Origin of the sequence: Loktanella sp. D2R18, from assembly GCF_003318235.1 — a bacterium.
Classification (GTDB): Bacteria; Pseudomonadota; Alphaproteobacteria; order Rhodobacterales; family Rhodobacteraceae; genus Yoonia.
Map to the genome: position 1 here is coordinate 272,324 of NZ_QOCG01000006.1, position 23,932 is coordinate 296,255.

Below are 23,932 nucleotides of genomic sequence, written 5' to 3' on the forward strand. Positions count from 1 at the left end.
GGTCAAGCTTCGGCGATTGAAATCAACAAGGCGTTTAGCGGCCAAAGTGCCGCGAATGTGTCGCTTAGCGTTGGCACAAGGGGGGCATCTGCGGGCACCGGCCGGCTGCCAACGATACCCTTCATCCGCAGGAAATGCGCGGCAGGGTGGTCTTTGTCATAGGGTGATGGCACTCGTTTCAGCGCGGGTTCACGGAATTCAAATCCGCTTTTCTCTAGCCCTTCAAGAACACCCAGCATCCGTTTGGTATCCAGATCAAGCATTTCGCGCCAGTTGGTGAGCATTGGTTTTTCAAACCCCATCAACCCGGCGCCCGCGCTGACATAATCGGTCCCGATGCCGAAGAAAAATACCGGGTTTTGCGGGGCGTCTGACTGGATTTGCCACATCATATGCAGGTGAGCGTTGTAAGGCGTTTTGTCTTTGGAAAAGCGCACGTCGCGGTGGGGACGAAAAAGTTTGGGTTTGACGGGGGTGGCCACAAGCTCTGTCAGAGGTGTGATCAATTCATCAAGAAGTGCAAGCGCACCGGGTTTCAGACGGTCATCGTAGGTGGTTCGGTTGTCATTCCACCAGTCGCGCGTGTTGTTTGCGGCAAGCCGGGCATAAAACCGTTGCGCGTCGCTGACCAGTGTTTGGATGTCGTTTCCCATTGTATTCTCCTGCTTGCAACGATCTTGTCATGGCGCAGCTGCCGATGTCTATGGACGGGGTGTCAAATCCCCCCTAAGCATTTGCAAATGAAACACCAAACCCAATCATACCCGGAACATGTCAAAGCGATTGCCAAATTGGGCATGCCATTGATTCTAAGTCACGTCGCGCAATTCGCAATCCATATGACCGATACGATCATGCTGGGCTGGTATGATGTGACGGCGCTTGCGGCATCGACGATTGCGGGGACGCTGCTGTTTGTGGTGTTCATCGTCGGCGCGGGCTTTGCCCAAGCGGTGACGCCATTGGTGGCCCTAGCGGCGGAAGAGGATGACGAAACCCAAGTGCGCCGTGTCACGCGTATGGGGCTTTGGCTGTCCATATTCTACGGGCTGTGCGTGACCCTGCCGTTTTTGTGGGCCGAAGATATTTTGATCGCCATTGGCCAAGATGCGGATGTGGCACAGCTTGCGCATTTCTATCTACAGATCACAATTTGGCAGATGATCCCGGCGCTGATCGTGATGACGTTGAAATCATTTCTTTCGGCGCTTGAGCATACGGCGATCTTGCTGTGGGCGACGATTGGTGCGGCGGTGCTGAATATTTTCGTCAATTATGCGCTGATCTTTGGCAATTGGGGCGCGCCAGAATTGGGGATCCGCGGGGCCGCGATTGCATCGGTGACGGTTACGATCGTGTCGATGCTGGTCTTGGTAGGCTACACGCTGCGTGTCTTGCCGCAGTTTCAACTTTTCAAGAATTTTTGGCGCAGCGACCGCGAAATTTTGAACCGGGTCTTTATGCTTGGCTGGCCTATCGGGCTGACCTCTTTGGCCGAAGGTGGGCTGTTTAGCGCAAGTGCTGTGATGATGGGCTGGATTGGCGCGATTGAACTGGCCGCGCATGGGATCGCGATCCAATTGGCAAGCCTGACGTTCATGGTGCACATCGGATTTAGCCAAGCGGCGACCGTGCGTGCGGGCCGCGCGCTGGGCCGCAAAGACCGTATTGGGTTGCGCCGGGGCGGCATTGCCGCGAGCGCCATGTCGGGGATCTTTGCGCTTGCGACATCCGCGCTGTTTATGCTGTTTCCTGAATTTTTGGTGAGCCTGTTTATTGATCCAGAAGAACCCGCACGAGGCTTGCTGTTGTCAGTCGGTGTGCAGATGGTCTTTGTCGCCGCCTTGTTCCAAATTGTTGACGGCGCACAGGTGATGGCACTGGGGCTGTTACGCGGGGTCCAAGACACGGCGGTGCCGATGGTGATGGCGACGGTCAGCTATTGGATGATCGGTCTGCCAACCAGCTATGTTTTGGCGTTCTGGTTCGGCTATGGCGCAATTGGTCTATGGTTTGGACTGGTTGTGGGGCTCGCGGTGGCCTCTGTCTTGCTGAACTTGCGGTTCTGGATGCGTCTACCCAAGCAATTCTAAGTCGCGCATTCGCAAGCGCGGGTTTCGCATTTCACCAAAATCCTGCAAATCTCGCTTATGCGGGAAGAGCGCCAGATATTGTGTAAGCATGTCGCCACGCAGCCCCAGTCCGAAAAATGTACCCGGGTGCAGGCTTTCAATCTCGATTCCATTGACCAGTAGGCTTTCTTGCCGGTCAAAGCCAAGCTGATAGACCTGCACGGGAATTGTCGGGCGCAGCGCAATAAACTGGTTGCCATCGACAAAATCACGGGCTGGGATAAAGGCGGCGCGCTTACCGGTCAGGGTCCGCACGCCAGCTGCGCGATGCAACAGATGTGCCGTTGGCCCAAGGACAAGATCAGGCATCGGGCGGGTTGGCCCAAGCGCCTCGGCAGTGATGCGGATCAGGCAGCTATGTTCCGAATTTATATTTGGATCGTCGGGACGTATCACCATTGATCCGCGCCATAGCAACGTTTCAAGCTCGCCATTGGCAAGCCGAATGCGATCTCCCGGTAATAGGTCTTCGACGGTCATCGGGCCATTATCGGTCGAAACCATTGCCCCACGCCCAAGCGCGCCAAATGCGTTTTCAAATGTCGGCTGCGCGGGAGCTACGCGCGCCATTTCAACAATTTCACCTGCGGCATTCCGATAGATGATTTCATATTTGCGCGTGGGCGTTTTGTTTTGATGCTGCAATCCACGGCGTGCCGTCGAAGCCCCTGATGCCCGAGGCGTCTGAACCGTTGTGTCTGCCTCCGTGTCAGAGGATGTCTTCATTTGCGTGCCCATCATTTTCAAAATCGCTTTCGCAAGCCAAGCTGCTCTGCTGACTGGTTAATTTCCTATCTCATTCAAAGTCTTTAGCGGCTAAATTGTCAAAAGTTTTGATTTTTTTTGGCCGTTTTCCGCCTGCGACGTGCGAGTGAAAGTGCTAGGTTTGCCGCATATAGCCCTTCGCCAGCGTTGCTCCATCAAGATGCTCCTAGGTTGCGCGGGGCAGCCCGTGCGACCCTGCGCCTATCAGCATTGGTTGTAAAATGGGCATTTTTACGGCGTAGTCGTGAATAATCCGCTTGGCTACAGCCGGATTGTCGCAATTAACCGGCCATAATCAGCTTCTTTTTGATGTACGCTGCGCCGATAGCTGAAGAAACGTTCGGGATCTGTATAGGTGCAATTGTGCGTCCAGCGCGCGGTGCTGACTCCGGATTCCTGCAATTTATGAAGCCCAAAACCGGGCAGATCAAAGTGCACTCGGTCGCCTTCACCAGCGACAAAAAACCGATCAAATTTTGGGTCTTTCGCGAGGAATTGATCCATGAATTCCGGCCCGACCTCATACGCACGTTGGCTAATGCAGGGGCCGATCACTGCCGTAATATCTTTGGCCCGCGCGCCAAGGGTTTCCATGTATGCGACGGTGTTTTCTAGGACGCCGTTCAACGCGCCTTTCCAACCTGCATGGGCAGCGCCGATAACGCCTGCCTTGCGATCTGCGAATAGCACGGGTTGGCAATCAGCGGTCAGGATCGACAGGCCGACATTTGGGGTGGCGGTGACAAGCGCGTCGGCTTTGGGCTGTGGGTCAAGGGGGGCTTCGACCGCAACAACATCGGCTGAATGCACTTGGTGCACCCCAACCATTTGTGTCGGATCGAGCGCCATTGCATCCGCGACCCGGGCGCGGTTGATGTTGACGACCTCATGCTGGTCTGAACTCCCGTAACCGCAGTTTAGCCCTGCAAACACGCCCGACGATGCGCCACCTTTGCGACCAAAAAAGCCGTGGGTCACCCCATCAAGATCAGGACTGGTGATGATATCAAGCGTCATGGTTCTAATCCGGGGGGTGGTGTTGCAGTGGCTGGGTAAAGGGCGATAATTTTGAAAAGGTCGCCCATTTCGCTAGGGTGGGTCAAGCGCCGATGTGCTTTGATATGCGCGTCACGCGCGTCGCCTTGTAGCTTCTGCGCCAATCTTTGGGCGCGTTGCGTAATCCCCAGCCGTTCTAGAAAGACGCCTTGTGGCGTGAGGCGGCTGTATTTGGCGGGGGCTGCATGGGCCGCAATTGCAGCGAAATCGACATGGGTGGTCAGATCAGCTTGGCCGGGTTGCTCCAGCGGATCGACCATTTCATGCGCCGAGAGCGCTTGCAGCGTATCGCCCAGCGACTGCCAGTCCCCGTAGTCGATGATCAGCCCGGCACCGCCAAAACGTGCGATCTTATCCGCGGTTTGTTGCACGATACCTGACAGTGCGGGGCAATGCTCGACCAAATCGCCCGCTTTGGTATCGGCCAACCGGTGGTCAAGCAGATCAATCGGCGCCGCAGCGGACAGCCCAAGCGTCAGCGCGTCATCAGCCACACCAACCATCCGTTCGCGCCATCCATCCGCATCGCGGACAAATTGCCGGATAGGCAACGCGTCAAAGAATTCATTTGCGACCAACCAAAGCGGCTGATCGGGCAGGGTGGTCACATCATTGTGCCAAGTGGCATCCGCGACGGCGGCAGCTTGTGCTTTGCGCAGCACGGGCGAAGTTTCAACAAAATGCACCGTGAGCGCCGCGTGAAAGCCGGGCACCGATTTCGTCGCCCGCAAGATATCGGCCATCAATGTACCGCGTCCGGGGCCAAGCTCGGCCAAGGTGATTGGCGTTGGCGCGCCCTGATCCAGCCAGCTTTGTGCCAGCGACAGCCCGATTAATTCGCCAAACATTTGGCTAATCTCAGGGGCGGTGGTGAAATCGCCAGTTGCGCCAAACGGGTCGCGGGTTGCGTAATAACCGTGGTCAGGGTGCATCAGGCAATCAGCCATATAGTCGGCCAATGTGATCGGTCCGCTACGCCCGATCCGGGCAATCATCTGCGTGCCAAGCGGGGTCACGACCTGCGGGCCCGCACCACAAGAGCAAGTCCGATGACGATCATTGGCAGGGTCAATGTCTGCCCCATCGTCAGCCCCCATCCGTTGTAATGGAACGCGAGCCCCAATTCATTGCCGACGCTTTGGAATTGTGCGTCTGGCTGACGCACGAATTCGACCAGAAACCGTGCCATACCGTAGCCTGCGAAAAACACGCCCGTCAAAAGCCAAGGTTTCTTGAGCGCGCCAAAGCGGAAGGCCAAAAACATCAAAACGGTGCCAAGCAGCAAGCCTTCAAGCCCGGCCTCATAAATCTGCGATGGGTGGCGTGCGCAATCCGCGAGGAGCGTCGCGCATGATTGCGCAGCTTGCCCCGGAAAGATCACCCCCCACGGCAAATCGGTCGGGCGGCCCCAAAGTTCCGCATTGACGAAATTCGCGCAGCGCACCAGCAAAATGGCCGGGGTGGCGGCGACTGCGATGATGTCGGCCAGTTCTGAAAGGGCAATCTTATTGCGGCGGCTGAACAGGTAAACCGCAACGATGACACCCAAGAAACCGCCGTGAAATGATAACCCGCCTTCCCAAATTTTGATGATATCAAGCGGATGGGCGATGAAATCGCTGGGCTTGTAAAACAACACATACCCAAGCCGCCCGCCTGCGATCACGCCGACCACAATATAGGTCAGCAGGTCTTCTAGCTGGCTGGTCTGCATGGGGGGATCGTTGCGCCAAATATCGGCGCGGCGCAGCGCGTATTTGATCAGCTGCCAGCCTAAGAAAATACCGACGATATAGCCCATCGCGTACCAACGCAGCGCTAAGGTGCGGCCAAACAAAGTGACCGAGACGATTTCGGGCCCGATATCGGGAAAAGGAATTGCTGCGAACATGGGGCTATTCCTCTAACGCGGCTGCGACGAAGTCAACCAGCTTGGGTGCTTGATCACGGGCTGTTCAGGCCCCATATAGGATGCAACTTGATCGGAGAAGACGATGCAATCTAAGAATAAAATGCTTGATGATATTAGCCAGTTGATGACAAACGCTATGGGCGTCGCCCAAGGGGCTAAGGATGAGGCATCAACCGCGATGTCATCGATGATGGACCGGTGGCTTGCTGACCGCGATTTTGTGACACGCGAAGAATTCGACGCAGTGCGCGCCATGGCCCAAAAAGCCCGTGAAGAAAACGAAGCACTGGCAGCGCGGATTGCAACGCTTGAAGGGAAGTCTTCTTAGGCTGCGGGTATTGGCGCTCGCGAGAACGATTTGATCGTCAAGAAAAATTTGTGAACGAAAAATGTCAGATAATATTGATGAAAAGCCTCAGAATCTGAAGGCGACGATTCTAAGGTTTTTGGGTTTAGCAGCCATATTTTTACCCGCGTTCGATACAGTTTTTAATCTGGGTATCTGGCTTGTCCATTCTGTAATGACTGGACTGAAAAGTGGTTCGGGACATGTCGTCTTTTACCAAGAGCAGGGCTGGTTTCTTTATATATACTTCTTTTGCGTAATCGGCGGGTTTATTGCTTGGGTCTGTGCTTTTTCTTGCGGTGTCCGCAGAAAGCTTGGCTGGACGCTCGCAATGATTTTAACGGCTACCATATCGTTTGTTTGGCAATTTGTGGTTACATTTGCCATGTTCCAATAGATGAATATGTTGAATGAAATGTGAGTAGGCGAACTTTAATCTATGTTCTTTGCGCACAACTGACTTAACAGTGCTTTCCTGGTCCTTAGTCAATGGCCATTTGACAGAAATTTGCATTATTATCAGTATGTTGCCTGTTGCTGGGCTTGGCAAAGGATTAGGAAGCGACCAGCATATCCAATGCTGCTTGTAGATCGTCTTTATCGATCATCTCAGTGACTGTGACGTACTAGCGGGTGCCAACCAAAATTCCGACGACGTGCGCGCGTGGTGCGAGTATGATCCGCTGGTCAGGAATGTCATTCTTGATCTTTAGGGGGGCAATCTTTTCGATCAAAGCGTTACCCGCCCTCACTGATTAAGTAAGGGCGGATTTATCGTTTTATCGGGGTTACTCGGATACCCATTGCGCGGTTGCGTTTATTTCCGCGCGACAATTCATCTGTGGAATATCAACAACCAACATGTATTCGATCTGCTCTGGGTTGATCACATCAAGTGTTGACGACACCCGGACGTTGGCGCCTGACTGTTGGATGTCAACCATTGTGACATGCCAGCTATCTGCACCCTTGCGCCATGATCCACCCATTGCGTTGCTGTCATCAAGCAATGGTGTTGGCGACCACGGGGACGGCCAAGTAATGTTACGGGTGACAGTTCCTGTTGCCATCTGCGCTTGCGCTTGGGCCATGACTTCGGCGGGGCAGGACCCACCATCAAAATCGGCGACCGTGATGTTCCAATTTCCGTCATAGGCTTCTGGCGCAACGCTAACTTCGCAAAGTACGGCCATTTCGAGAGGGGACAAAATTGACCACGTGATCAGGCCCTGGGTGTCATAATATAGGCCTGTGGCATTATCCGGCATGTCAGGTGCATAGTTCCATGCTTCCAATTGGCCTTTTGTTCCGTTCTGAACAAAGGTCTGAATTTCGCCTTCTGCGTTGCAAAAGTATTTCGTTAACGCGATTATGTCTTGTTCTACGCATATCTCATCGAGTTGCGCATCAGTTTCGGCTGTCCAGCGCCCGCTTCCGGTTGGGTCAACGGATATGCGTTGCCCGTCTGCTGGCGCAAACCGATCAATGCCAAGTTCTGCCATTTTTGTGATGTCGCCGGCAACGATTTGCAAGGGATATAGATCACCATCAGGGCCGCATTGCATTGCCGTGACATACTCAGGCGTGGCACAAAATGTTTCTACTTCGGGCAGTGTCATCCACACCGCCGCATCAAGCTGCGTCACCAAGACGACATGATCATCCGTCGGTCGACCATATTCGCTAAGCATCAGTTCATCATTGTATGCGTTTAAGGTGCTATCCGCGACTTGTACGGCTTCTTTTTCTTGGCATTCATATGTCGGCACAACGATTTCCGCAGCCGCTGTTTGCGCCAAGACCATGAGTGGTAAAGTACATAAAAATTGTTTCATATTATATCGTCCTATTAAAAAGGCCTTCCCAAAAAAAGGAAGGCCGACCAGTGTGTTGTGCGCCCGCCTTGATGAAAAATCAAGTCAGGAGAACCCTACTGCTCTAGCCCGCGTTCCAGTTCGCCACCTAACTTAGTATTCTGACAAATAAGCCACCAAAATATCCAATGCGGCTTGGAGGTCGTCTTTTTCGATCATCTCGGTCACGGTGTGGATATAACGTGTCCCAACCACGATCCCGACCGCGCGTGCGCCTGCGGCGGCTTGCTGTGCGGCGGCGCCGTCTTGGCCACCTGCGGCAAGCATGGTGCGCTGGTAGGGGATGTTATTTTTTACGGCCAAAGCTTCGATTTCTTTGACCAAGGCTTTGTCTGCGATGAAAGAACTATCGCGGATATGTAGGCCGAACCCTTTGCCTTGCAGGGTTGTTGCGTCTTTTTCAGGGATGCCGGGCGTGTCGCAAGCAAGCGTAGTGTCGATGCCAAGCCCGATATCGGGTTTGATTGCAAAAGATGCCGTGCGTGCGCCGCGCAGGCCGACCTCTTCTTGGCAGGTAAAGGCGACGTGGATTTCGGCGCTGCGGCCTTTGTCACCCAGCTGGCGGATCGCTTCGATACCCAGCCAGCAGGCAATCCGGTTATCAAGCGCCTTGGACACGAATTTATCGCCCATTTCCAAGAACGGTTCATCCATCACGACAAAATCGCCAACCTTCACCACATCATGCGCCTTGGCACCCATGCCCAGATCGACGAAAAATTCACCCACGGCGGGGATTTTCTTGCGGTCCTCGGGCGAGGCGATGTGGACGGGCTTGCCGCCCGGGTTCATCACGCCCTTATAGTCGCCGTCGTCGGTGCACACCAAAACGCGGCGCGAAAACAGATTGCGCGGGTCAAACCCGCCCACAGGCTGCAGGTAAAGATAGCCGTTCTTGTCGATATGGCTGACCAAAAAGCCGATTTCATCCATGTGGCACAGCAGCATGATTTTCAGCGGGTCCGTGCCGCTTGCGCTGCGTTTGCACAAAAGCGAGCCCATCGGGTCAACCGTTATTTCATCAAACAGCCCGTCGATTTCAGATGTAATCAGGTCACGCACCCGGTCTTCGTTGCCAGGCACACCAGAGGTTTCACATAGACGTTTGAGTAGGTCGGTATTCATGGGGGCTCCTAGGTTTTGGCAACCCTAAGGCCAATTTTCCGATTTGCAACTGCGTCTGAGAGGTTCCGACGTAATGAGGAGCGATTAGCTCGAAGAATTGATATTGCGTCGTCTTTTGAATGGTCTCGAACTTTGAGAGGGATCAAACGAAGAATCGCGTTTTCGCTTTTTGCTATCAGCGTCTAGACGCTTTTTCGTGACATTTGTTTTCTTGTAAGCATGTCTCCTGAGTTTCTTCTGGCTGTCACGACTGAGTTGGCTATCGGTGAAAAGCCTTCCGCTCGTCTCGACGATTGATTGCCCGGTACTGTCGAACGCGATACCGCGGCCAAGGCGATGCGGCGACATATCGCGTACAGCCCTAGATCCGGGCGTAAGTTCGCGTTCTTGGGAATGGTGGGCGGTCCGGGTGCGTGATCGCCCTTGTCTCTCTTGCGTGTGAAGATGTGCCGCACTGCTAACAACAACATTAACCGCCGTGTGCTGTCCGACATCAGGAATGTTACCATGAATTTCATTGAACGCCTTTAGAAACTCTTTGATCGCTGCATTTTTTCGAGGGTCGTCGTTTGCCTTCGTCGCTTTTATCAGTTCGTCGCGCGCGGCTTTGGCGTTGCTAACCGACAAGTGCGCATCGCGCATGTATTGCGCCTTCTTTTTATATACAGCCTTGAGAGTTCTATCCGATTTGATATCAGCGAATGCGTTGGTTGACTGTTCTATTCGCGCAAGGGTGCCGTCGATCAGACGCTCAGTCCAGCGTGTGAGGTCGCCGTCATCCTCTTGGTTTTCGGCAAAACGCCGTGTGCTTTCGCGGATGTCGCGGAATGACATGCGGTGTGGTAATGCTAAATCGTTGGCGGCAAGCGCAATATCCAAAAGGTCCACGCGATAAGACAGCGACGCTGAAATTTTGGCGAGGTTATATGCGCGTTGCGAAAAATTCGGGCGTCCGTACGGCCCATTTTGTGTTTGCGGGGGGTACACCTTAACAAGCTCTGCGATAAGTCCATTTAACGATGGAAATTTATTGAGTACCCTGCTTTTCGCCATCTCTCGTAGTTCGGATTTCCAGCCGCGTTTGATGGCTACGCCGCTTTCATCGATTTCTTTGACCAACGCCTTAGTTGCGTTGCCTCCATAAGAATCGAAGCTCCGTTCGTCTCCGCGGATATTAATGCGCCGCTGAATAATACTGCTTTGATTTGAACGTTGTTGTAAAGCTTGTAGCTTTTGGGTGGCGGCACTGGTCTTCGAACTATCTGCCAGTGCACGAAGAGAAACACTGCCCGGATGCGACCGTGTCATTGCCGGCGCTTTGTTTGGCGCCGCGTTGGCATGATATGCTTGTTTGGGTGCATGTTGCATGACCTAAGAATGCATACTTTAGTCTTGTTATCCACAACAATTACGTGTGCGCCCCGACTTATCCCCGAAAATCTCCTTTACAGAATCTGAATCCGCTGCAACGATATGTAGTGGGGGATAAACATGAACAACACAGCCCCTTGAGTAGGTACATAGCGCTAGGTGACTGCCATTACCTTTGCGCCAACGTAGCGAGGCAGGCACAATGGCACTTTCCGAGCACTATCTTGAGGCCGAAGATGCCCACCCGATTGATCTGGTGGAACATATTGCAGAGCATCACCAATGGGAGTTCGATCGCGTCCATGATGACCAAATTGCAATGTTGGTCAAAGGCCAGTGGCGCAACTATTCCATCACGCTTGCTTGGTCCGCCTATGATGAAACGCTGCGCTTGATTTGTACCTATGATATGGAACCGCCGACGGATCGCTTGCCAGTGCTTTACGAGACCTTGAACACGATCAATGATCGTTGTTGGGCCGGATCGTTTACATGGTGGGACGAGCAAAAACTAATGGTTTATCGCTATGGTTTGATGCTCGCGGGCGATCAGGTGGCTGGCCCCGATCAAATCGATACGATGATTAACGCTGCTGTGAATGCCTGCGAACAGTATTATCCAGCCATTCAACTGGTCACATGGGCGGATAACACCCCCGCAGAGGCGGTGCAGATTGCCATTGGTGGGGCCTACGGGCGCGCCTAAGTCTGGCGCGTTTGGGGGTTTCACGTCTGCGCCGCTTTGCGTAATCTTGTGCCAATCAAACAGTTAGGTACAGATGATGGATATGCATGACGTCGCAAAGCGCGGCCTTGTTCTTTTGGGATGTGGCAAGATGGGCTCGGCCATGCTTGCGGGTTGGTTGCGCAATGGATTGCCCGCTGCGTCAGTTTGGGTGATCGACCCGAACCCGTCAGACTGGTTGAAAATGCAAGGCGTGAATATCGGCGCAGACCTGCCGGAATCCCCTGCGATTGTTGTGGTCGCTGTTAAACCGCAGATGATGGCCGAGGCGCTGCCAGATGTCACATCATTGGGCGGCGGCGCGACATTGGTCATATCCGTCGCAGCGGGTACGCCACTAAAGATGTTCGAACACATGCTGGGCGACAACACCCCAATTATCCGCGCGATGCCAAACACGCCCGCTGCAATTGGGCGCGGGATTACGGCGTTGATCGGTAATGCGGCCACGGGTAGTGCCGATATGGATATGGCCGAGGCTTTGCTTGCCGCTGTTGGCCAAGTTGTGCGCCTTGACAGCGAAGACCAAATGGATGCGGTGACCGCCGTGTCAGGTTCCGGCCCCGCCTATGTATTCCATCTGATCGAAACGCTGGCTGCAGCGGGTGTATCCCAAGGATTGCCTGCTGATCTGGCGATGGCATTGGCCAAAGCAACCGTTGGCGGCGCAGGCGAATTGGCTGAAACGGCGGACGAAGACCCGGCCCAGTTGCGCGTCAACGTCACATCACCCAATGGAACGACCCAAGCCGCGCTTGAGGTCTTGATGGATAAAGACGCTGGTTTTCCAGCGTTGTTACAGCGCGCTGTGTCGGCGGCTGCGGATCGGTCAAAGGAATTGAGCCGTGGATGAGATCAGCTTTGACGATTTTCTAAAAGTCGATGTGCGTGTCGGCACTGTTCTGCGCGCCGAACCCTATCCAGAGGCCCGCAAACCTGCCATCAAGCTTTGGATCGATTTTGGCGGCGACATCGGCGAAAAGAAAACATCGGCGCAAATCACGGTGCATTACACGCCCGAAGCCTTGGTTGGGAAACAGGTCTTGGCCGTGGTGAATTTCCCGCCGCGTCAGATCGGTAAATTCATGTCCGAGGTTCTTGTGTTGGGTATGCCCGATAACAATGGCGCGGTTGTCTTGGTTGGGCCGGATCAAAATGTTCCTGTTGGGGGAAGATTACATTGAAAAAGCTACTGCTGACCCGCGTGTTTCCGCAAGCCACGATTGCTGCGGCTAGGGCGCGCTATGATGTGACCCTGCGTGATGACCCCAAAGGCATGACCACGGCCGAGGCCAACGCGGCGTTAAAAACTTATGACGCGATCCTGACAACATTGGGCGATGATTTTAGCGCCCCCGCGTTTGACGGCGCATTACGCTGCGGCGTGCTGGCTAATTTTGGTGTGGGCTATAATCATATTGATGCAGATGCGGCCAAGGCTGCGGGCGTCGCGCTGTCGAACACACCTGATGTGGTCACCGATGCCACCGCCGATATCGGCATGACCCTGATCCTCTCGACCTGTCGCCGCGCGGGCGAAGGTGAGCGGCTTGTGCGCGCCGATAAATGGGAGGGCTGGGCGCCGACCCAGATGCTAGGCACGCATGTCACCGGAAAGACCGTTGGCATCGTCGGAATGGGCCGTATTGGGCAGGCGGTGGCAAAGCGCTGCCATTTTGGGTTTGAGATGCCTGTGATCTATTTTAACCGCTCAGAAAAGACCGTTGATTTCCCGGCGCAGCAGGTGGATAGCCTTGCTACGTTGATGACGCGGGCGGATATCGTTGTAGTGACCGTGCCAGGCGGCGGCGGTAATGCGAGCATGATCAATGCGGGTTTGCTCGCCCAGATGAAACCGCGCGGCATTTTCATCAATATTGCGCGCGGCGATGTGGTGGATGAACCGGCACTGATCGCGGCGCTGCAAGCGGGGCAGGTCGCAGGTGCGGGGCTTGATGTGTTTGCCAACGAACCCACCGTTCCTGATGCGTTTCGTGCGATGGAAAACGTGGTGCTGTTGCCGCATCTTGGTACGGCCGCGTTGGAAGTGCGCGAAGCAATGGGCCAAATGGCGCTTGATAATATTATCGCATGGGACGAAGGTCGGCCCTTGCCACAGGCGGTTTAATCGCCGGGCTTTTTGAGGCGATCCGCTTTTTTGCGCACCAGCACGCTGCGCAGATCATGCATCGCTAGCAAGAACCGATCAGTGACGGCCTCAAGCTGATCGTCACTGGCTTTTGACTGTGCCCATTGCGTTGCAATGTTCATTTGATCAATCGTGCGATGGATATAATCCATGTCGCGTGCGGCGAGCAACGCGCGGCGCTTTGCCAGCCAGTCGTCAATCGCCGCGCTGTCTTCGGCGGTCAAATGATAGTCGCCATGCGCTTTGTAATCGCCGCGATTGGTATTCACGACCGCGATCTGCTCCATCTCAATCCGGCGTTGCCGGTTTGCGGTATCAAGCCGAAACACAGCCGCGCCGTTATCGCGGACCCGAAAATAGTATGGCGGCAGATCGTTCATGTAAGCCCTTTGCAGAAATTTTGGATGCGGGTGCAGGCCTCGGTCAGGGCTTCGTCTGATGTGGCGTAGCTGACCCGGAAGTTCGGAGACAGGCCAAAGGCCGCGCCAAACACAACCGCAACGCCGGTTTCTTCAAGAAGGGCCGTTGCAAAGACCTCGTCATTTTCGATCACGGTGCCAGCAGCGGTGGTCTTGCCGATGCAATCCGCGATCGACGGGTAGACATAAAACGCGCCCTCGGGTTTGGGGCAGACAATGCCGGGCGCGGCATTGAGCATATCAACAACCAGATCACGCCGGCGCACGAACATATCATTATTGGGCGCAAGGAAATCTTGGGTTCCATTCAACGCCTCGACCGCCGCATATTGGCTGATGGAACAGGGGTTTGAGGTGGACTGCGATTGTACCTTGCGCATGGCCTTGATCAATGGCTCTGGTCCGGCGGCGTAGCCAATACGCCAGCCCGTCATCGCATAGGCTTTGGAAACGCCGTTGACGGTCAATGTGCGGTCATAGAGGCTCGGTTCGACCTGTGCAGGCGTGCAGAATTTGAAATCACCATAGGCCAGATGTTCATACATATCATCGGTCATCACCCAGACATGCGGGTGGCGGACCAAGACATCTGTAAGCGCTTTCAGCTCATCCCATGAATAGCCAGCGCCTGTGGGGTTTGAGGGCGAATTGAACAAGAACCATTTGGTCTTGGGGGTTATTGCGGCCTCTAGCTGTTTTGGGGTGATTTTAAATTTGGTTTCCAGCGATGCCGCAACCGTGACCGGTTCGCCGCCTGCAAGCAGCACCATATCGGGGTAGCTAACCCAATAGGGGGCAGGGATGATCACCTCATCACCGGGGTTCAGCGTGGCCATGAACGCGTTGTAAAGCACTTGTTTCCCACCCGTGCCGACGGTCACTTGGGCGGGGGTATATGTCAGGTCATTGTCGCGGACAAATTTTGCGCAAATCGCTTGCTTCAGCTCAGGGATGCCGTCGACGGCTGTGTATTTTGTTTTGCCATTATCAATCGCGGCAATGCCTGCGTCTTTGATGTTTTGTGGGGTGTCAAAATCCGGCTCACCGGCGCCCAGCCCGATAACATCGCGCCCAGCCGCTTTGAGTTCGGCGGCTTTGGTGGTGACGGCGATTGTCGGTGACGGCTTCACACGGTCAAGAGTCGCTGAAAGAAAGGTCATAGTGGTCATCCGGTGGTAATTTGCTGTTATGCCTGTCATAGGATGGGGCAACCTATGAGCGCAAGCAACAAGGATATTGCAAATGACAGACGTAAATGACGATTGGTTCGGTGAAGAAGCGGCAACATTTGGGGATCGTCTTGCGGGTGCACGCGAGGCGGCGGGGCTCAAGCAAAAGACATTGGCCAGCCGGTTGGGCGTAAAAACTTCGGTGATTGAAGGCTGGGAAAATGACACCAAAGAACCCCGCGCAAACCGCTTGCAGATGCTTTCAGGTTTGCTGGGGGTGTCGCTTAGCTGGCTTCTGACGGGCGAAGGCGAAGGCCCCGATGCCCCCGAAGACGCAACGCTGATATCGTCTGACCTGATCGACCTTTTGTCTGAAATACGCCTTTTACGCTCGCAAATGAGCCAATCCGCGAAAAAGCTGGGGCAGCTCGAAAAACGACTGCGTACAGCGATTAAGGAACAGCCATGACCGAAACACGTGAGGCCATGATCAAACGGATGCGGATGCGGTCCATGCGGCGCGGCATTAAGGAAATGGATCTGATCCTATCCGCATTTTCGGACGTGCATTTGAGCGAAATGGATGATTCCGAATTGGCCCTGTATGACGCGTTATTGGCCGAGAATGATCACGACATCTATGGCTGGATCGGCGGGCAATTTCCTGTGCCTGAATCCTACTCCGCGCTGATCGCACAGATCACCAAAGGCGCGCATGGGGTGACACGCCCTGCATAAAGTCACGCCCGCCGGTTTTGGCCCGCGGGCGCAGATTTTATGATTTGGCCAGCCAATCCAGTATTGCTGCATTTGTCTCGGACGGCTTTTCTTGTTGAATGCAATGGCCGCAATCAAAGCTGACCACATCAACATTTGGTACAAACTCAGATAGGTTTTCTGACTGCGGGATCAGGTCGCGGTCGCCATGGATCATCAAGGTTGGAACTTTGATCACCGGGGGTACATCGGCTAACAGGTGCCAATTCCGGTCCAGATTACGATACCAGTTGATACTGCTGGTAAAACCGGATTGCTGAAATGCATTGATATAGACCTCCAGATCATCCGAGCCCATCAAAGGGTCGCCAAGCGCTGTTTCTGCCTGTGCAAGATTAATCATCATCATACCCGGTTCCGGTGCGGCTTGGGGCAGGTTTTTCCGAAACAAGTTGCGCAAAAACTGCGTACGGTTCGCGTCAAGGATGGCATCGGCAACGCCGGGTTGGCGATTGAAGTGGACGAAATAATGGTCGCCGCCAAAAAACTCTTCCATGAAATCAATCCACGGCATTGGGGTGCGCGCTTGGTACGGCAGGGCGAGGTTGATGATCCGGCTCACCCGCGCGGGGTGCAACAAGGCCAACCCCCAGACGACACTCGCCCCCCAATCATGTCCGGCAAATATCGCGTTCTCATAGCCAAAGTAATCAAGCAAGCCGATCAGGTCCCCGGCCAACTGCGTGATGTCATAAGTCTCGACCGCATCTGGGCAGGATGAATTCCCGTAGCCGCGCTGATTGGGCGCGATGACGTGGTAACCGGCAGCCACAAGTGCGGGGATTTGATAGCGCCAAGAATAAGCGTGCTCAGGCCAGCCGTGGCACAGCAAAATGGGGTTTCCCGCGTTCTCGCGGCCTGCTTCAAAGACCTCAAGTTCCACCCCATTCACGTGAATTTGGGTCGGAGTCGGAAAGTCAGTTGGATAAGTTTGCAATGTCATTTCTCCTTGCTTGCATCATGCAAGAAGATCTAAATTGAATTAGTGCCAAATTTTGGCACCAATTGTTGGTAACCTGCAAAAATGAACCCGCGTCATCGACAAGATACACTTGTGCGCAGCCTGCGCCGCAACGGCACTACAACGATTGCGGAGCTTGCACGAGAGGTCGGCGCATCGCGGCGGACCGTGTTGCGCGATATCTGCGCGCTACGCGATGAGGGGTTCGTCATTCATTCTGAACCGGGGCGCGGCGGCGGGCTTCAGCTTGATCCGCAATCATTGCAGACCACGGCGCGACTGTCGGTGGCAGAGGTCTTTGCTTTACTGATCAGCGTGGCATCTATGCGCGCGGCTGGGAACCTGCCGTTTGCGGGGCTTGCGGACGCGGGGCTTGCGAAGATCGAAAAGGCGCTGCCTTCGGATAAAATCCGCGACCTGCGCCGGTTTTTGGATTGCCTTTACGTTGGGCCGCTTGCGCCACAGGTGAATATTGCGGACATGGGCGCGATGGACCCCGCGTTACTGCCCGCATTTGAAACGGCTTTTCTTGAACGGCAATATCTTCGGTTTCAATATCGCGATGCAAAGGGGGCGGTCACGTGTAGAGAAGTAGAACCGCAAGCCATGCTGATCCTGCCGCCGCTTTGGTATTTGGTGTCTTGGGATCCCACCCGAAACGGCTTTCGTCATTTCCGTATGGATCGCATCACTGGTCCAAGCTGCGTCGCAGAGCGCGTTTTTCGCCGACGTCATGTGCAGTTTGATGATGGGGTGCGCCCCGTCAGGGATCAGCATCCTTGAGTTTGTATTTTGAAAAATCGTTACAATTTTAGCATTTAACTGAATGTTTTTTATTTTGTTTTAGCCAAGTACCCAAGCTGAAGACGGAGTAATAGAGATGAGCATTCATACCGACATTGATGGTCCAAACCCGTCAGGGCTTGCGGCCGCGCGTAGTGCCAGCTTCATGGCAAGCTATTTGGACGCATTAACACTGGTTGAACGGCTCCATCGCTTGTTGCTTGATGTGATCAAAGATGAGTTCGAACGCGTGGGTATCCTTGAAATCAATGCGGTTCAGGCGCTTTTGCTGTTTAACGTCGGCGATAATGAAGTCACAGCGGGCGAATTGAAAACACGCGGCTATTATCAAGGCTCCAACGTATCATATAATCTGAAAAAGCTGGTTGATCTTGGCTATATGCATCACCAACGCAGTGAAATTGATCGCAGGTCCGTGCGCGTTCGCCTGTCGGAAAAGGGGCGCAATGTCCGCGCTATCGTCGCAAAGCTGTTTTTGACACATGCTGATGGGCTGGTTGACCGTGAAGTGCTTGATCACGACGGTCTAGACATGATCACCGCATCACTGCGGCGGGTCGAACGGTACTGGACCGAACAAATCCGCTATATCTATTAGGGCGACAAAATCGCGATGCTTTGCAATCCGTGCGTTGCCTCACCCATGATAAGCGGCGTGACCTCGCGGATCAATTTGCGGCGCATCGCGTTTTCATAATCGGCGAAACCATTGGCGATCTCAACAAATGCGCTAGGTCCACGGATCACTTGATCTCGGTAGAAAGTCAGTGGGTTCGCATCGAAGCTATCGGCGCTGCTTTCAACGACCAAGCCATTCACCGTAACCCCGGAAAATGGAAAGGCGGCATAAGCCTGCGTGGGACCAAACCCTTCGTTATTGATACCGTCGCCCGCAACATCGATTATGTGAAAGTCGCAAGGTGGCGCGCTTTGCAACTGAATCGCCGCATGGCCAAGCGCATATCCCATCGCAGTCGGGAAATCGTCATGACCGCGGCTGCTATCCAAAACGGTTTGCGCGGCAGAATACAGGTCGTTGGGGTCGTCGATGATGGTCCAGGGCAGGATATCGTCTTGGTTGTATCGCCCGCTCCACTCAAAAATGAACAAGGCGACCGGGTCTTGGCTGGCCATAAAGGCGGTTTGCACATCGGGCGCGATCAGGGCAGCGGCAAGCCCCGCGCGTTGCAATTGGTCTTCGGCGGCATCGATCGAAGACGACACATCTACCGCTAAGACGAGCGCAAGGCGGCAGGCCTCAGCCGGGTTTGCAATGGTGCAAAGCCCGGCAAAGAGGGTGGCTTTTACCAATGGCCTGTGTTTTCCATGCTTGCCCATGGTTCCGCTACCGGCTGGTTGTTTCCGGCCTGTAATAGTTCGATAGAAATATTGTCCGGCGAACGCACAAACGCCATGCGGCCATCACGCGGCGGGCGGTTGATCGTCACGCCATTGTCCATAAGGTGCTGACAGGTCGCGTAAATATCGTCGACCTCATAGGCAAGATGCCCAAAGTGGCGGCTATCTGTCGGCAATTCATCGTCACCATCCCAGTTATAGGTCAGCTCTATTGGGCAGTCCTCTTGGCCTTCGGGGGCCATGAATATCAATGAGAAACGCCCAGCCTCAACATCATGGCGTTTGGTTTCTTTCAGCCCCAACAAGGCAAAGAACGCCATGGTTTTTTCAAGGTCTTTGACCCGCACCATTGTATGCAGATATTTGATTGGCATCAGTCTGTTCCTTCGTAAAGCATTCATCAATGAGACTAAGGTGGGAACGCGGAAAATAACATGGTGATTTACAAAATGCTTTGCGGCCGAGACAATCGTGGACGCGTGTTGGGGCGGAAACGTCATACCTATAACGTTTTCGTGTATTCAGCGCAGGCGGAGGCATTGCTGTATTGCCCATACTAATATCCTGAATTACGAGGATTTTTATCCATACCCCCTCACTTTCGATGAGCGTGTATTGGACGCATTTATTCAGTATCTTGTTCTGCTTTCACCTTTTACAAAAATGGAAAAAACATGAATTTCGAGATGAACGTTCGCAAGCGCATGGCGATGTGTGCAGTTGCTCTGATAACGGTCGCGGCTCAGGCGCAAGCTGACGCGTTAGACGAGGCACGGGCGCGGATTGATGCGCTTACTGAATCGGAGATCACAACCGTTGTGACACGTTGGATCAACGAAGTTGGTAGCAATTGCCGTGTGCAATTGGTCGCAACGACGCAAAGAGACGTGCAAGCGTTCATCAACCCTATCCTCTTTGATATTGCAAACGTAGAGAGCGGAGACCAAGACGAACTAAAACGCTATCTCGATAATCATGTTGATGACGTGATGAAAGAAGCCGAGGAACAGGGCACCTATTCGTTTGAGACTTCTGGCAGCACGACACATCTTGTTGCTCACGACTGTGAATAATGGGGTGATCGGCATGGGGTTGTACCTTGAGGGCCGAGGTCCTGAAACGATGTGTATGTGAACCTAATAGAGATCGGCAAAGGGCAACATTCGTCATGGTGCTTTTGCCGATCTTGCGTGTCGGCCGGTTGCCGAGGGCTTTCGTCGGAAGATGGTCACTAAGCTACGTTACAATGGACGTATCGTTAGGAACGCTCTGCTATACGCTAGTCGTTTATTGGGGGGTATCACACCAATGGCAGTCCCTAGGGGAATTGAACCCCTCTTTCCAGGTTGAAAACCTGGCGTCCTAACCGATAGACGAAGGGACCGCACTTGGTGTGTGGCGCTTTTAGAAAAACTGCGCGTAGGGCGCAAGAGGTATTTTGATTTATTTTTACTTTTTGTTCCGAAAGTTATTTAGTGGGCAGGTGCCACGTCTTCGAGGCGCAGTTGCACGGACTGCCGCCCCCGCCATGTGTTAATCTCGAGCCGCCCGGCCAAGTGGAATCGCGCGCCATTATGCCCCATAAGCATCGGCCCCATCGGCCCATCCATGCCACCAAAACAAATAGAATCGATCCGTGCGCCCAGCCCGTCCCCGAAGGTGATTTTTAGATGGTTGGCCCCGACTTGTTTGGCAAATAGGATTTGCACATCAGGAAACGCAAACCGTGGGGCAGGGGCGCCTGCGCCGAATGGTCCGGCCTGTTCAATCTGTTCGACCAATTCGACAGTTGCCGCACCCGGCATCAATAGCCCATCAAGGCGCAAATCAGCGGGGCCAATGTCGGCGGCCCCTTGTTTCGCCAAAAGCGCGCCGATCCGGTCCATTGCAGCGTCCAGCTGATCGCGGGCGACAGTCAGACCGGCGGCCATCTTATGCCCGCCGCCTTTGATCAAAAGCCCATCAGCGGCGGCGCGTTGGATCGCCGCGCCAAGATCAATGCCGGACACAGAACGTCCCGATCCTTTGCCCTCATCGCCGTCGAGTCCGATCACAATCGCGGGGCGGTTGGTGGCTTCTTTAAGCCGCGACGCGACGATCCCAACAACGCCGGGGTGCCAGCCTTCGCCAGCCGCCCAGACCAGCGGCCCATCAAGCCCGCGGGCCGTCGCCTGTTCAAGCGCCAAGTCGCGGACCTGTGCTTCGACTTCGCGCCGTTCTGTGTTGAGCTGATCGAGCTTTCTGGCCATGGCTTCGGCCTCGTGCTGGTTTGTCGCTGCTAGTAGCCGCGCACCAAGATCTGCCTGCCCAATCCGCCCACCAGCATTCACCCGTGGCCCCAGCAAGAACCCCAGGTGATAGCTGGTCGGCGCTTGGTCCAGCCCCGCCACATCAGCGAGCGCGGTCAAGCCGATCCGTTGCCGTCGCCCCATGACGGTCAAACCTTGGCGTACAAAAGCGCGGTTCACCCCAATCAGGGGGGCGACATCAGCCACCGTCGCCAGCGCCACAAGATCGAGCATCGCCATCAGGTCCGGCCCTTTGGCACCGGCGGCTCGCATCTGTCGATTGGCTTCGACAAGCATCAAAAATACGACGGCAGCGGCGCACAGATGCCCCAGATCGCCGCTTTCGTCTTGACGGTTTGGGTTCACCACGGCCACGCAATCGGGTAGGGTTTCGCCGCCAAGGTGGTGATCAAGCACGATAACCTCGGCCCCGTCGGCCGCAGCGATTGGTCCGTGTGAAAGCGTACCGCAGTCCACGCAGATGATCAGGTCGTGGTCCTTTGCCAGCATCGCCATGGCCTCATCATTGGGGCCGTAGCCTTCGTCGATGCGGTCCGGAATATAGAGCGTGCTGTCTAGTCCCATGTCACGCAGCCAATTGATCAGCAGCGCTGCAGAAGTGCCGCCATCGACGTCATAATCCGCAAAAATAGCAATGCGTTCGCGTCTATCAACAGCGCGCAAGAACCGTGTGGCGGCTTTTTCCATGTCGCGCAGATCGTGGGGATCAGGCAGTAGGTCGCGCAGGGTGGGAGAGAGGAAGGCTTCGGTCGCGTCATCGGCCACACCACGCCGCACCAAGGTCCGGCACAAAGGGGCAGGCAGCCCCGTGGATTGGGTCATCGCCTCTGAAAGGCGATCTTCTTCGATTGAGGGGCCGACCCAACGCCGTCCGGTTGCAGATTGGGTGACGTTAAGAAATGCTTTGGACTGTGTCATACCGTGGGACAGTAATGAAAATAAGCAGCCGGTGCCACGGCGAATTTACGTATCGATGCCGTGGAGTTTTTTAGCCTGTCAAATCAGAGGGACAGTGACCTTTGACCACAACACCAAGCATTTTTAACCCAAAGCGGACCTCCACCGTTGCATATGGTGACGGCGGCTATGCGGACAAACCGGACTTGTGCACATGCGGCTATTGCTGACGCAGCATCCTTTTGCGGTTGCGGCAGGCCGACCGCTGCACCTCGGCGAAGGTCACCGAACCGGACATTCACCAGCGTTAACATGGCCCAAACCGAGACCGCACATTTGCCGCAACCTGGTCCGACCAGCGAGGTGCGGACGGAGCGTGAATTTGATGCAGTTGCGCCAAAGTCGGCTTCAACGATTAATCCCCGTCCCCAGCAACACGTGGGTCGTTCACCAAGTGACGGTGACTGTAGTTGATACTGGGCTTTTTACGCGAATGATGCCAAACCAAAGCTTGCGACACCAACTCCGCTCGAACCGACCCAGTTGGCGATAGGCTGGATGACAAAGACCTCGCATTCTCGGTCTGTCGTTGTCTCCACACAGACCTTAGTTGCCAACCAAAACCCAAAGTTTCGCACCGAAATCCACTTATTCGCTTCGATTTCCATAGCATCAAACTACTATGCCGATATCCTAGCAAAATTCACATCAAATGCTGATGAGAATAATCCATAGGTGCTCCGCCTGCGAGAAATTGGAAAATTGATGAAACGCTCGCACCACGTGCGCTCAAAAATTTGGTGAATTGACTAAGCGCGGTAAGCGTCGGGCCCAGCCGCCGTATATCGCTGTTTTCCAAGTCAGTAGATCGTCGACGCGGTTGATCTTGTAATCTAGGATGCGGGCGAGCGTGTCCACCAGCCATGCTCAGGCTGCGTAAATGAGAACCCAGGACAACATCAAATCATGACGGGTCCAGTTTCCGACAGACCCAAAACGAAACCGCTTATTTCAGAGACCCACTCCAGTACAATCCACGAAGAAGCATCTTGACCACCTACCCAGACCGGATACCATACTCTGCCAAACTCCTACCTACTTTTTTGGAAAGACGCCCCATGGATCTGGAATGGCTGGCTAACACGAAACGCTTGAAGGCGATCGCCGATTCCGGGCGACATTTCGCGAGGGACCCTTTCGACATAGAGCGCTATACAGAGATCTCGCAAATCGCGATCGCGATGATGGCGCGGCTCGCCGACGCACCGGTGGCCGAGATCGAGGGCCTGTTGGCAAGCTCCTCGGAAGGCTACGCCACGCCCAAGATCGACGTGCGCGGCGCGCTGATCCGGGAGGGGCGGATCCTGCTCGTGCGCGAGCACAGGGACGGAGTTTGGTCTCTGCCCGGAGGCTTCGCGGATGTCGGCCTGTCCGCTGCGCAGAACATCCGCAAGGAATTCCTCGAGGAGGCTGGGCTGTCAGTCGAGGTCTTGCAGCTCTACGCCCTGCGCCATAAGGCACAGAACCCCTACGATTCCGATCTCTTTGACTATTACAAACTGTTTTTCCTCTGCGAGGCCGGTGACGATCAGATCCCTAGCACGGGGCTCGAAACAACGAGTGTGGGGTTCTTCACACCGGACGCGCTTCCGCCCCTGTCGCACAAGCGGGTGCTGGAGAGTGACATCAAGGCGGCCTTCGCCTGTTCCGCCGATCCCGGGCGGGCGCCGCTATTCGACTGACCCCAAACCGCTGCGCCGCG

The 23,932-nt window shown here is 54.7% G+C and carries 27 protein-coding genes and 1 tRNA gene; 13 read left to right on the forward strand and 15 right to left on the reverse strand.

The features are described 5' to 3' along the window. Nucleotides 1-2 precede the first annotated feature (2 nt). The gene (locus tag DS901_RS04085) at nt 3-653 is read right to left on the reverse strand and encodes a DUF2461 domain-containing protein (protein ID WP_113775648.1); all 651 of its coding nucleotides are present in this window, start codon (nt 651-653) and stop codon (nt 3-5) included. An 87-nt stretch (nt 654-740) separates the two neighbouring features. Here DS901_RS04085 and DS901_RS04090 point away from each other — a divergent pair, with 87 nt between their 5' ends. Further along, nucleotides 741-2,093, forward strand: a complete 1,353-nt coding sequence (locus tag DS901_RS04090) for an MATE family efflux transporter (RefSeq protein WP_113775649.1) — start codon at nt 741-743, stop codon at nt 2,091-2,093. Here DS901_RS04090 and DS901_RS04095 read toward each other — a convergent pair. The 4 genes from DS901_RS04095 to lgt all read right to left on the reverse strand — a co-directional run bounded on the left by DS901_RS04095 (nt 2,076) and on the right by lgt (nt 5,844). Continuing rightward, nucleotides 2,076-2,858 carry a Hint domain-containing protein gene (locus DS901_RS04095; protein ID WP_113775804.1) on the reverse strand — a complete coding sequence of 261 codons (783 nt, stop codon included), beginning with the start codon at nt 2,856-2,858 and terminating at the stop codon, nt 2,076-2,078. The genes DS901_RS04090 and DS901_RS04095 overlap by 18 nt on opposite strands. 300 nt (nt 2,859-3,158) lie before the next feature. Continuing rightward, nucleotides 3,159-3,914 (reverse strand): peptidoglycan editing factor PgeF, encoded by a 756-nt coding sequence (gene pgeF / locus DS901_RS04100; RefSeq protein ID WP_113775650.1) that lies wholly within the window; start codon nt 3,912-3,914, stop codon nt 3,159-3,161. Then, nucleotides 3,911-4,969, reverse strand: a complete 1,059-nt coding sequence (locus tag DS901_RS04105; protein ID WP_404932332.1) for a class I SAM-dependent methyltransferase — start codon at nt 4,967-4,969, stop codon at nt 3,911-3,913. The genes pgeF and DS901_RS04105 overlap by 4 nt, the downstream gene beginning before the upstream one ends. Beyond that, nucleotides 4,966-5,844 (reverse strand): prolipoprotein diacylglyceryl transferase, encoded by an 879-nt coding sequence (gene lgt / locus DS901_RS04110; RefSeq protein ID WP_113775651.1) that lies wholly within the window; start codon nt 5,842-5,844, stop codon nt 4,966-4,968. The genes DS901_RS04105 and lgt overlap by 4 nt, the downstream gene beginning before the upstream one ends. Nucleotides 5,845-5,947: 103 nt before the next feature. On the opposite strand from lgt, the gene DS901_RS04115 reads away from it, so the two are divergent. Both DS901_RS04115 and DS901_RS04120 read left to right on the forward strand, forming a co-directional pair. Further along, complete coding sequence (locus DS901_RS04115; protein ID WP_113775652.1) at nt 5,948-6,193, forward strand: accessory factor UbiK family protein; 246 nt, start codon at nt 5,948-5,950, stop codon at nt 6,191-6,193. 61 nt (nt 6,194-6,254) lie between these two features. Then, entirely contained in the window at nt 6,255-6,608 is a 354-nt protein-coding gene (locus DS901_RS04120) for a hypothetical protein (RefSeq protein WP_113775653.1), read from the forward strand. 391 nt (nt 6,609-6,999) lie between these two features. Here the strand turns inward: DS901_RS04120 and DS901_RS04125 are convergent, their stop codons facing one another. The 3 genes from DS901_RS04125 to DS901_RS04135 form a co-directional block, all read right to left on the reverse strand. Then, nucleotides 7,000-8,046, reverse strand: coding sequence for a hypothetical protein (locus tag DS901_RS04125; RefSeq protein ID WP_147249847.1), 1,047 nt, complete (start codon nt 8,044-8,046; stop codon nt 7,000-7,002). Nucleotides 8,047-8,178: 132 nt separating this feature from the next. After that, on the reverse strand, nt 8,179-9,210 hold the full coding sequence (locus DS901_RS04130) for a M42 family metallopeptidase (RefSeq protein WP_113775655.1): 1,032 nt from the start codon (nt 9,208-9,210) through the stop codon (nt 8,179-8,181). Nucleotides 9,211-9,294: 84 nt separating this feature from the next. After that, the gene (locus tag DS901_RS04135) at nt 9,295-10,578 is read right to left on the reverse strand and encodes a hypothetical protein (RefSeq protein WP_113775656.1); all 1,284 of its coding nucleotides are present in this window, start codon (nt 10,576-10,578) and stop codon (nt 9,295-9,297) included. 205 nt (nt 10,579-10,783) lie between these two features. Here DS901_RS04135 and DS901_RS04140 point away from each other — a divergent pair, with 205 nt between their 5' ends. From DS901_RS04140 to DS901_RS04155, 4 genes are all read left to right on the forward strand, one after another. Then, on the forward strand, nt 10,784-11,287 hold the full coding sequence (locus tag DS901_RS04140; RefSeq protein WP_113775657.1) for a YbjN domain-containing protein: 504 nt from the start codon (nt 10,784-10,786) through the stop codon (nt 11,285-11,287). 76 nt (nt 11,288-11,363) lie between these two features. Continuing rightward, a complete protein-coding gene (gene proC, locus DS901_RS04145; protein ID WP_113775806.1) occupies nt 11,364-12,179 on the forward strand; it encodes a pyrroline-5-carboxylate reductase in 816 nt (271 codons plus the stop codon). Then, entirely contained in the window at nt 12,172-12,510 is a 339-nt protein-coding gene (locus tag DS901_RS04150) for a tRNA-binding protein (protein ID WP_113775658.1), read from the forward strand. The genes proC and DS901_RS04150 overlap by 8 nt, the downstream gene beginning before the upstream one ends. Further along, nucleotides 12,507-13,454: a 2-hydroxyacid dehydrogenase gene (locus DS901_RS04155; RefSeq protein ID WP_113775659.1), complete on the forward strand. Its 948-nt coding sequence runs from the start codon at nt 12,507-12,509 to the stop codon at nt 13,452-13,454. The genes DS901_RS04150 and DS901_RS04155 overlap by 4 nt, the downstream gene beginning before the upstream one ends. Here the strand turns inward: DS901_RS04155 and DS901_RS04160 are convergent. Continuing rightward, complete coding sequence (locus tag DS901_RS04160; RefSeq protein WP_113775660.1) at nt 13,451-13,855, reverse strand: hypothetical protein; 405 nt, start codon at nt 13,853-13,855, stop codon at nt 13,451-13,453. The two genes, DS901_RS04155 and DS901_RS04160, sit on opposite strands and share 4 nt — an antisense overlap. Continuing rightward, nucleotides 13,852-15,054 carry a pyridoxal phosphate-dependent aminotransferase gene (locus DS901_RS04165; RefSeq protein ID WP_113775807.1) on the reverse strand — a complete coding sequence of 401 codons (1,203 nt, stop codon included), beginning with the start codon at nt 15,052-15,054 and terminating at the stop codon, nt 13,852-13,854. Before DS901_RS04165 ends, DS901_RS04160 begins: the two co-directional genes overlap by 4 nt. Nucleotides 15,055-15,136: 82 nt before the next feature. On the opposite strand from DS901_RS04165, the gene DS901_RS04170 reads away from it, so the two are divergent. Together DS901_RS04170 and DS901_RS04175 are read left to right on the forward strand one after the other, a co-directional pair. Further along, nucleotides 15,137-15,532, forward strand: a complete 396-nt coding sequence (locus DS901_RS04170) for a helix-turn-helix domain-containing protein (protein WP_113775661.1) — start codon at nt 15,137-15,139, stop codon at nt 15,530-15,532. Further along, nucleotides 15,529-15,801 carry a succinate dehydrogenase assembly factor 2 gene (locus DS901_RS04175; RefSeq protein ID WP_113775662.1) on the forward strand — a complete coding sequence of 91 codons (273 nt, stop codon included), beginning with the start codon at nt 15,529-15,531 and terminating at the stop codon, nt 15,799-15,801. Before DS901_RS04170 ends, DS901_RS04175 begins: the two co-directional genes overlap by 4 nt. A 37-nt stretch (nt 15,802-15,838) precedes the next feature. Here the strand turns inward: DS901_RS04175 and DS901_RS04180 are convergent, their stop codons facing one another. Further along, entirely contained in the window at nt 15,839-16,783 is a 945-nt protein-coding gene (locus tag DS901_RS04180; RefSeq protein WP_113775663.1) for an alpha/beta fold hydrolase, read from the reverse strand. Between the two features lie 81 nt (nt 16,784-16,864). Here DS901_RS04180 and DS901_RS04185 point away from each other — a divergent pair, with 81 nt between their 5' ends. Both DS901_RS04185 and DS901_RS04190 read left to right on the forward strand, forming a co-directional pair. Continuing rightward, the gene (locus tag DS901_RS04185) at nt 16,865-17,584 is read left to right on the forward strand and encodes a helix-turn-helix transcriptional regulator (RefSeq protein WP_113775664.1); all 720 of its coding nucleotides are present in this window, start codon (nt 16,865-16,867) and stop codon (nt 17,582-17,584) included. Nucleotides 17,585-17,681: 97 nt separating this feature from the next. Then, nucleotides 17,682-18,203, forward strand: coding sequence for a MarR family winged helix-turn-helix transcriptional regulator (locus DS901_RS04190; protein ID WP_113775665.1), 522 nt, complete (start codon nt 17,682-17,684; stop codon nt 18,201-18,203). Here the strand turns inward: DS901_RS04190 and DS901_RS04195 are convergent. Both DS901_RS04195 and DS901_RS04200 read right to left on the reverse strand, forming a co-directional pair. Beyond that, a complete protein-coding gene (locus DS901_RS04195; protein WP_258546644.1) occupies nt 18,200-18,916 on the reverse strand; it encodes a DUF1194 domain-containing protein in 717 nt (238 codons plus the stop codon). The genes DS901_RS04190 and DS901_RS04195 overlap by 4 nt on opposite strands. Next, nucleotides 18,910-19,338, reverse strand: a complete 429-nt coding sequence (locus tag DS901_RS04200) for a VOC family protein (protein WP_113775667.1) — start codon at nt 19,336-19,338, stop codon at nt 18,910-18,912. Before DS901_RS04200 ends, DS901_RS04195 begins: the two co-directional genes overlap by 7 nt. A gap of 300 nt (nt 19,339-19,638) precedes the next feature. Between DS901_RS04200 and DS901_RS04205 the strand changes: the two genes are divergently transcribed. After that, entirely contained in the window at nt 19,639-20,037 is a 399-nt protein-coding gene (locus DS901_RS04205) for a hypothetical protein (protein WP_113775668.1), read from the forward strand. A 236-nt stretch (nt 20,038-20,273) separates the two neighbouring features. Here DS901_RS04205 and DS901_RS04210 read toward each other — a convergent pair. Both DS901_RS04210 and recJ read right to left on the reverse strand, forming a co-directional pair. Continuing rightward, nucleotides 20,274-20,348: transfer RNA gene (locus tag DS901_RS04210), tRNA-Glu, on the reverse strand. Between the two features lie 88 nt (nt 20,349-20,436). Next, nucleotides 20,437-22,191 carry a single-stranded-DNA-specific exonuclease RecJ gene (gene recJ / locus DS901_RS04215; RefSeq protein WP_113775669.1) on the reverse strand — a complete coding sequence of 585 codons (1,755 nt, stop codon included), beginning with the start codon at nt 22,189-22,191 and terminating at the stop codon, nt 20,437-20,439. 1,097 nt (nt 22,192-23,288) lie between these two features. Between recJ and DS901_RS04225 the strand changes: the two genes are divergently transcribed. Next, a complete protein-coding gene (locus tag DS901_RS04225) occupies nt 23,289-23,912 on the forward strand; it encodes an NUDIX hydrolase (RefSeq protein WP_113775671.1) in 624 nt (207 codons plus the stop codon). Nucleotides 23,913-23,932: the final 20 nt, after the last annotated feature.

What these genes read in the sequence shown, in the direction of transcription:
- DS901_RS04095 (WP_113775804.1), bottom strand. Translation starts at nt 2,858, where the DNA reads ATGAAGACATCCTCTGACACGGAGGCAGACACAACGGTTCAGACGCCT.
- DS901_RS04190 (WP_113775665.1), top strand. Translation starts at nt 17,682, where the DNA reads ATGAGCATTCATACCGACATTGATGGTCCAAACCCGTCAGGGCTTGCG.
- DS901_RS04120 (WP_113775653.1), top strand. Translation starts at nt 6,255, where the DNA reads ATGTCAGATAATATTGATGAAAAGCCTCAGAATCTGAAGGCGACGATT.
- DS901_RS04185 (WP_113775664.1), top strand. Translation starts at nt 16,865, where the DNA reads ATGAACCCGCGTCATCGACAAGATACACTTGTGCGCAGCCTGCGCCGC.
- DS901_RS04115 (WP_113775652.1), top strand. Translation starts at nt 5,948, where the DNA reads ATGCAATCTAAGAATAAAATGCTTGATGATATTAGCCAGTTGATGACA.
- DS901_RS04180 (WP_113775663.1), bottom strand. Translation starts at nt 16,783, where the DNA reads ATGACATTGCAAACTTATCCAACTGACTTTCCGACTCCGACCCAAATT.
- DS901_RS04160 (WP_113775660.1), bottom strand. Translation starts at nt 13,855, where the DNA reads ATGAACGATCTGCCGCCATACTATTTTCGGGTCCGCGATAACGGCGCG.
- DS901_RS04090 (WP_113775649.1), top strand. Translation starts at nt 741, where the DNA reads ATGAAACACCAAACCCAATCATACCCGGAACATGTCAAAGCGATTGCC.
- DS901_RS04200 (WP_113775667.1), bottom strand. Translation starts at nt 19,338, where the DNA reads ATGCCAATCAAATATCTGCATACAATGGTGCGGGTCAAAGACCTTGAA.
- DS901_RS04175 (WP_113775662.1), top strand. Translation starts at nt 15,529, where the DNA reads ATGACCGAAACACGTGAGGCCATGATCAAACGGATGCGGATGCGGTCC.
- DS901_RS04170 (WP_113775661.1), top strand. Translation starts at nt 15,137, where the DNA reads ATGACAGACGTAAATGACGATTGGTTCGGTGAAGAAGCGGCAACATTT.
- lgt (WP_113775651.1), bottom strand. Translation starts at nt 5,844, where the DNA reads ATGTTCGCAGCAATTCCTTTTCCCGATATCGGGCCCGAAATCGTCTCG.
- DS901_RS04125 (WP_147249847.1), bottom strand. Translation starts at nt 8,046, where the DNA reads ATGAAACAATTTTTATGTACTTTACCACTCATGGTCTTGGCGCAAACA.
- recJ (WP_113775669.1), bottom strand. Translation starts at nt 22,191, where the DNA reads ATGACACAGTCCAAAGCATTTCTTAACGTCACCCAATCTGCAACCGGA.
- DS901_RS04130 (WP_113775655.1), bottom strand. Translation starts at nt 9,210, where the DNA reads ATGAATACCGACCTACTCAAACGTCTATGTGAAACCTCTGGTGTGCCT.
- proC (WP_113775806.1), top strand. Translation starts at nt 11,364, where the DNA reads ATGGATATGCATGACGTCGCAAAGCGCGGCCTTGTTCTTTTGGGATGT.
- DS901_RS04140 (WP_113775657.1), top strand. Translation starts at nt 10,784, where the DNA reads ATGGCACTTTCCGAGCACTATCTTGAGGCCGAAGATGCCCACCCGATT.
- DS901_RS04205 (WP_113775668.1), top strand. Translation starts at nt 19,639, where the DNA reads ATGAATTTCGAGATGAACGTTCGCAAGCGCATGGCGATGTGTGCAGTT.
- pgeF (WP_113775650.1), bottom strand. Translation starts at nt 3,914, where the DNA reads ATGACGCTTGATATCATCACCAGTCCTGATCTTGATGGGGTGACCCAC.
- DS901_RS04225 (WP_113775671.1), top strand. Translation starts at nt 23,289, where the DNA reads ATGGATCTGGAATGGCTGGCTAACACGAAACGCTTGAAGGCGATCGCC.
- DS901_RS04085 (WP_113775648.1), bottom strand. Translation starts at nt 653, where the DNA reads ATGGGAAACGACATCCAAACACTGGTCAGCGACGCGCAACGGTTTTAT.
- DS901_RS04165 (WP_113775807.1), bottom strand. Translation starts at nt 15,054, where the DNA reads ATGACCTTTCTTTCAGCGACTCTTGACCGTGTGAAGCCGTCACCGACA.
- DS901_RS04135 (WP_113775656.1), bottom strand. Translation starts at nt 10,578, where the DNA reads ATGCAACATGCACCCAAACAAGCATATCATGCCAACGCGGCGCCAAAC.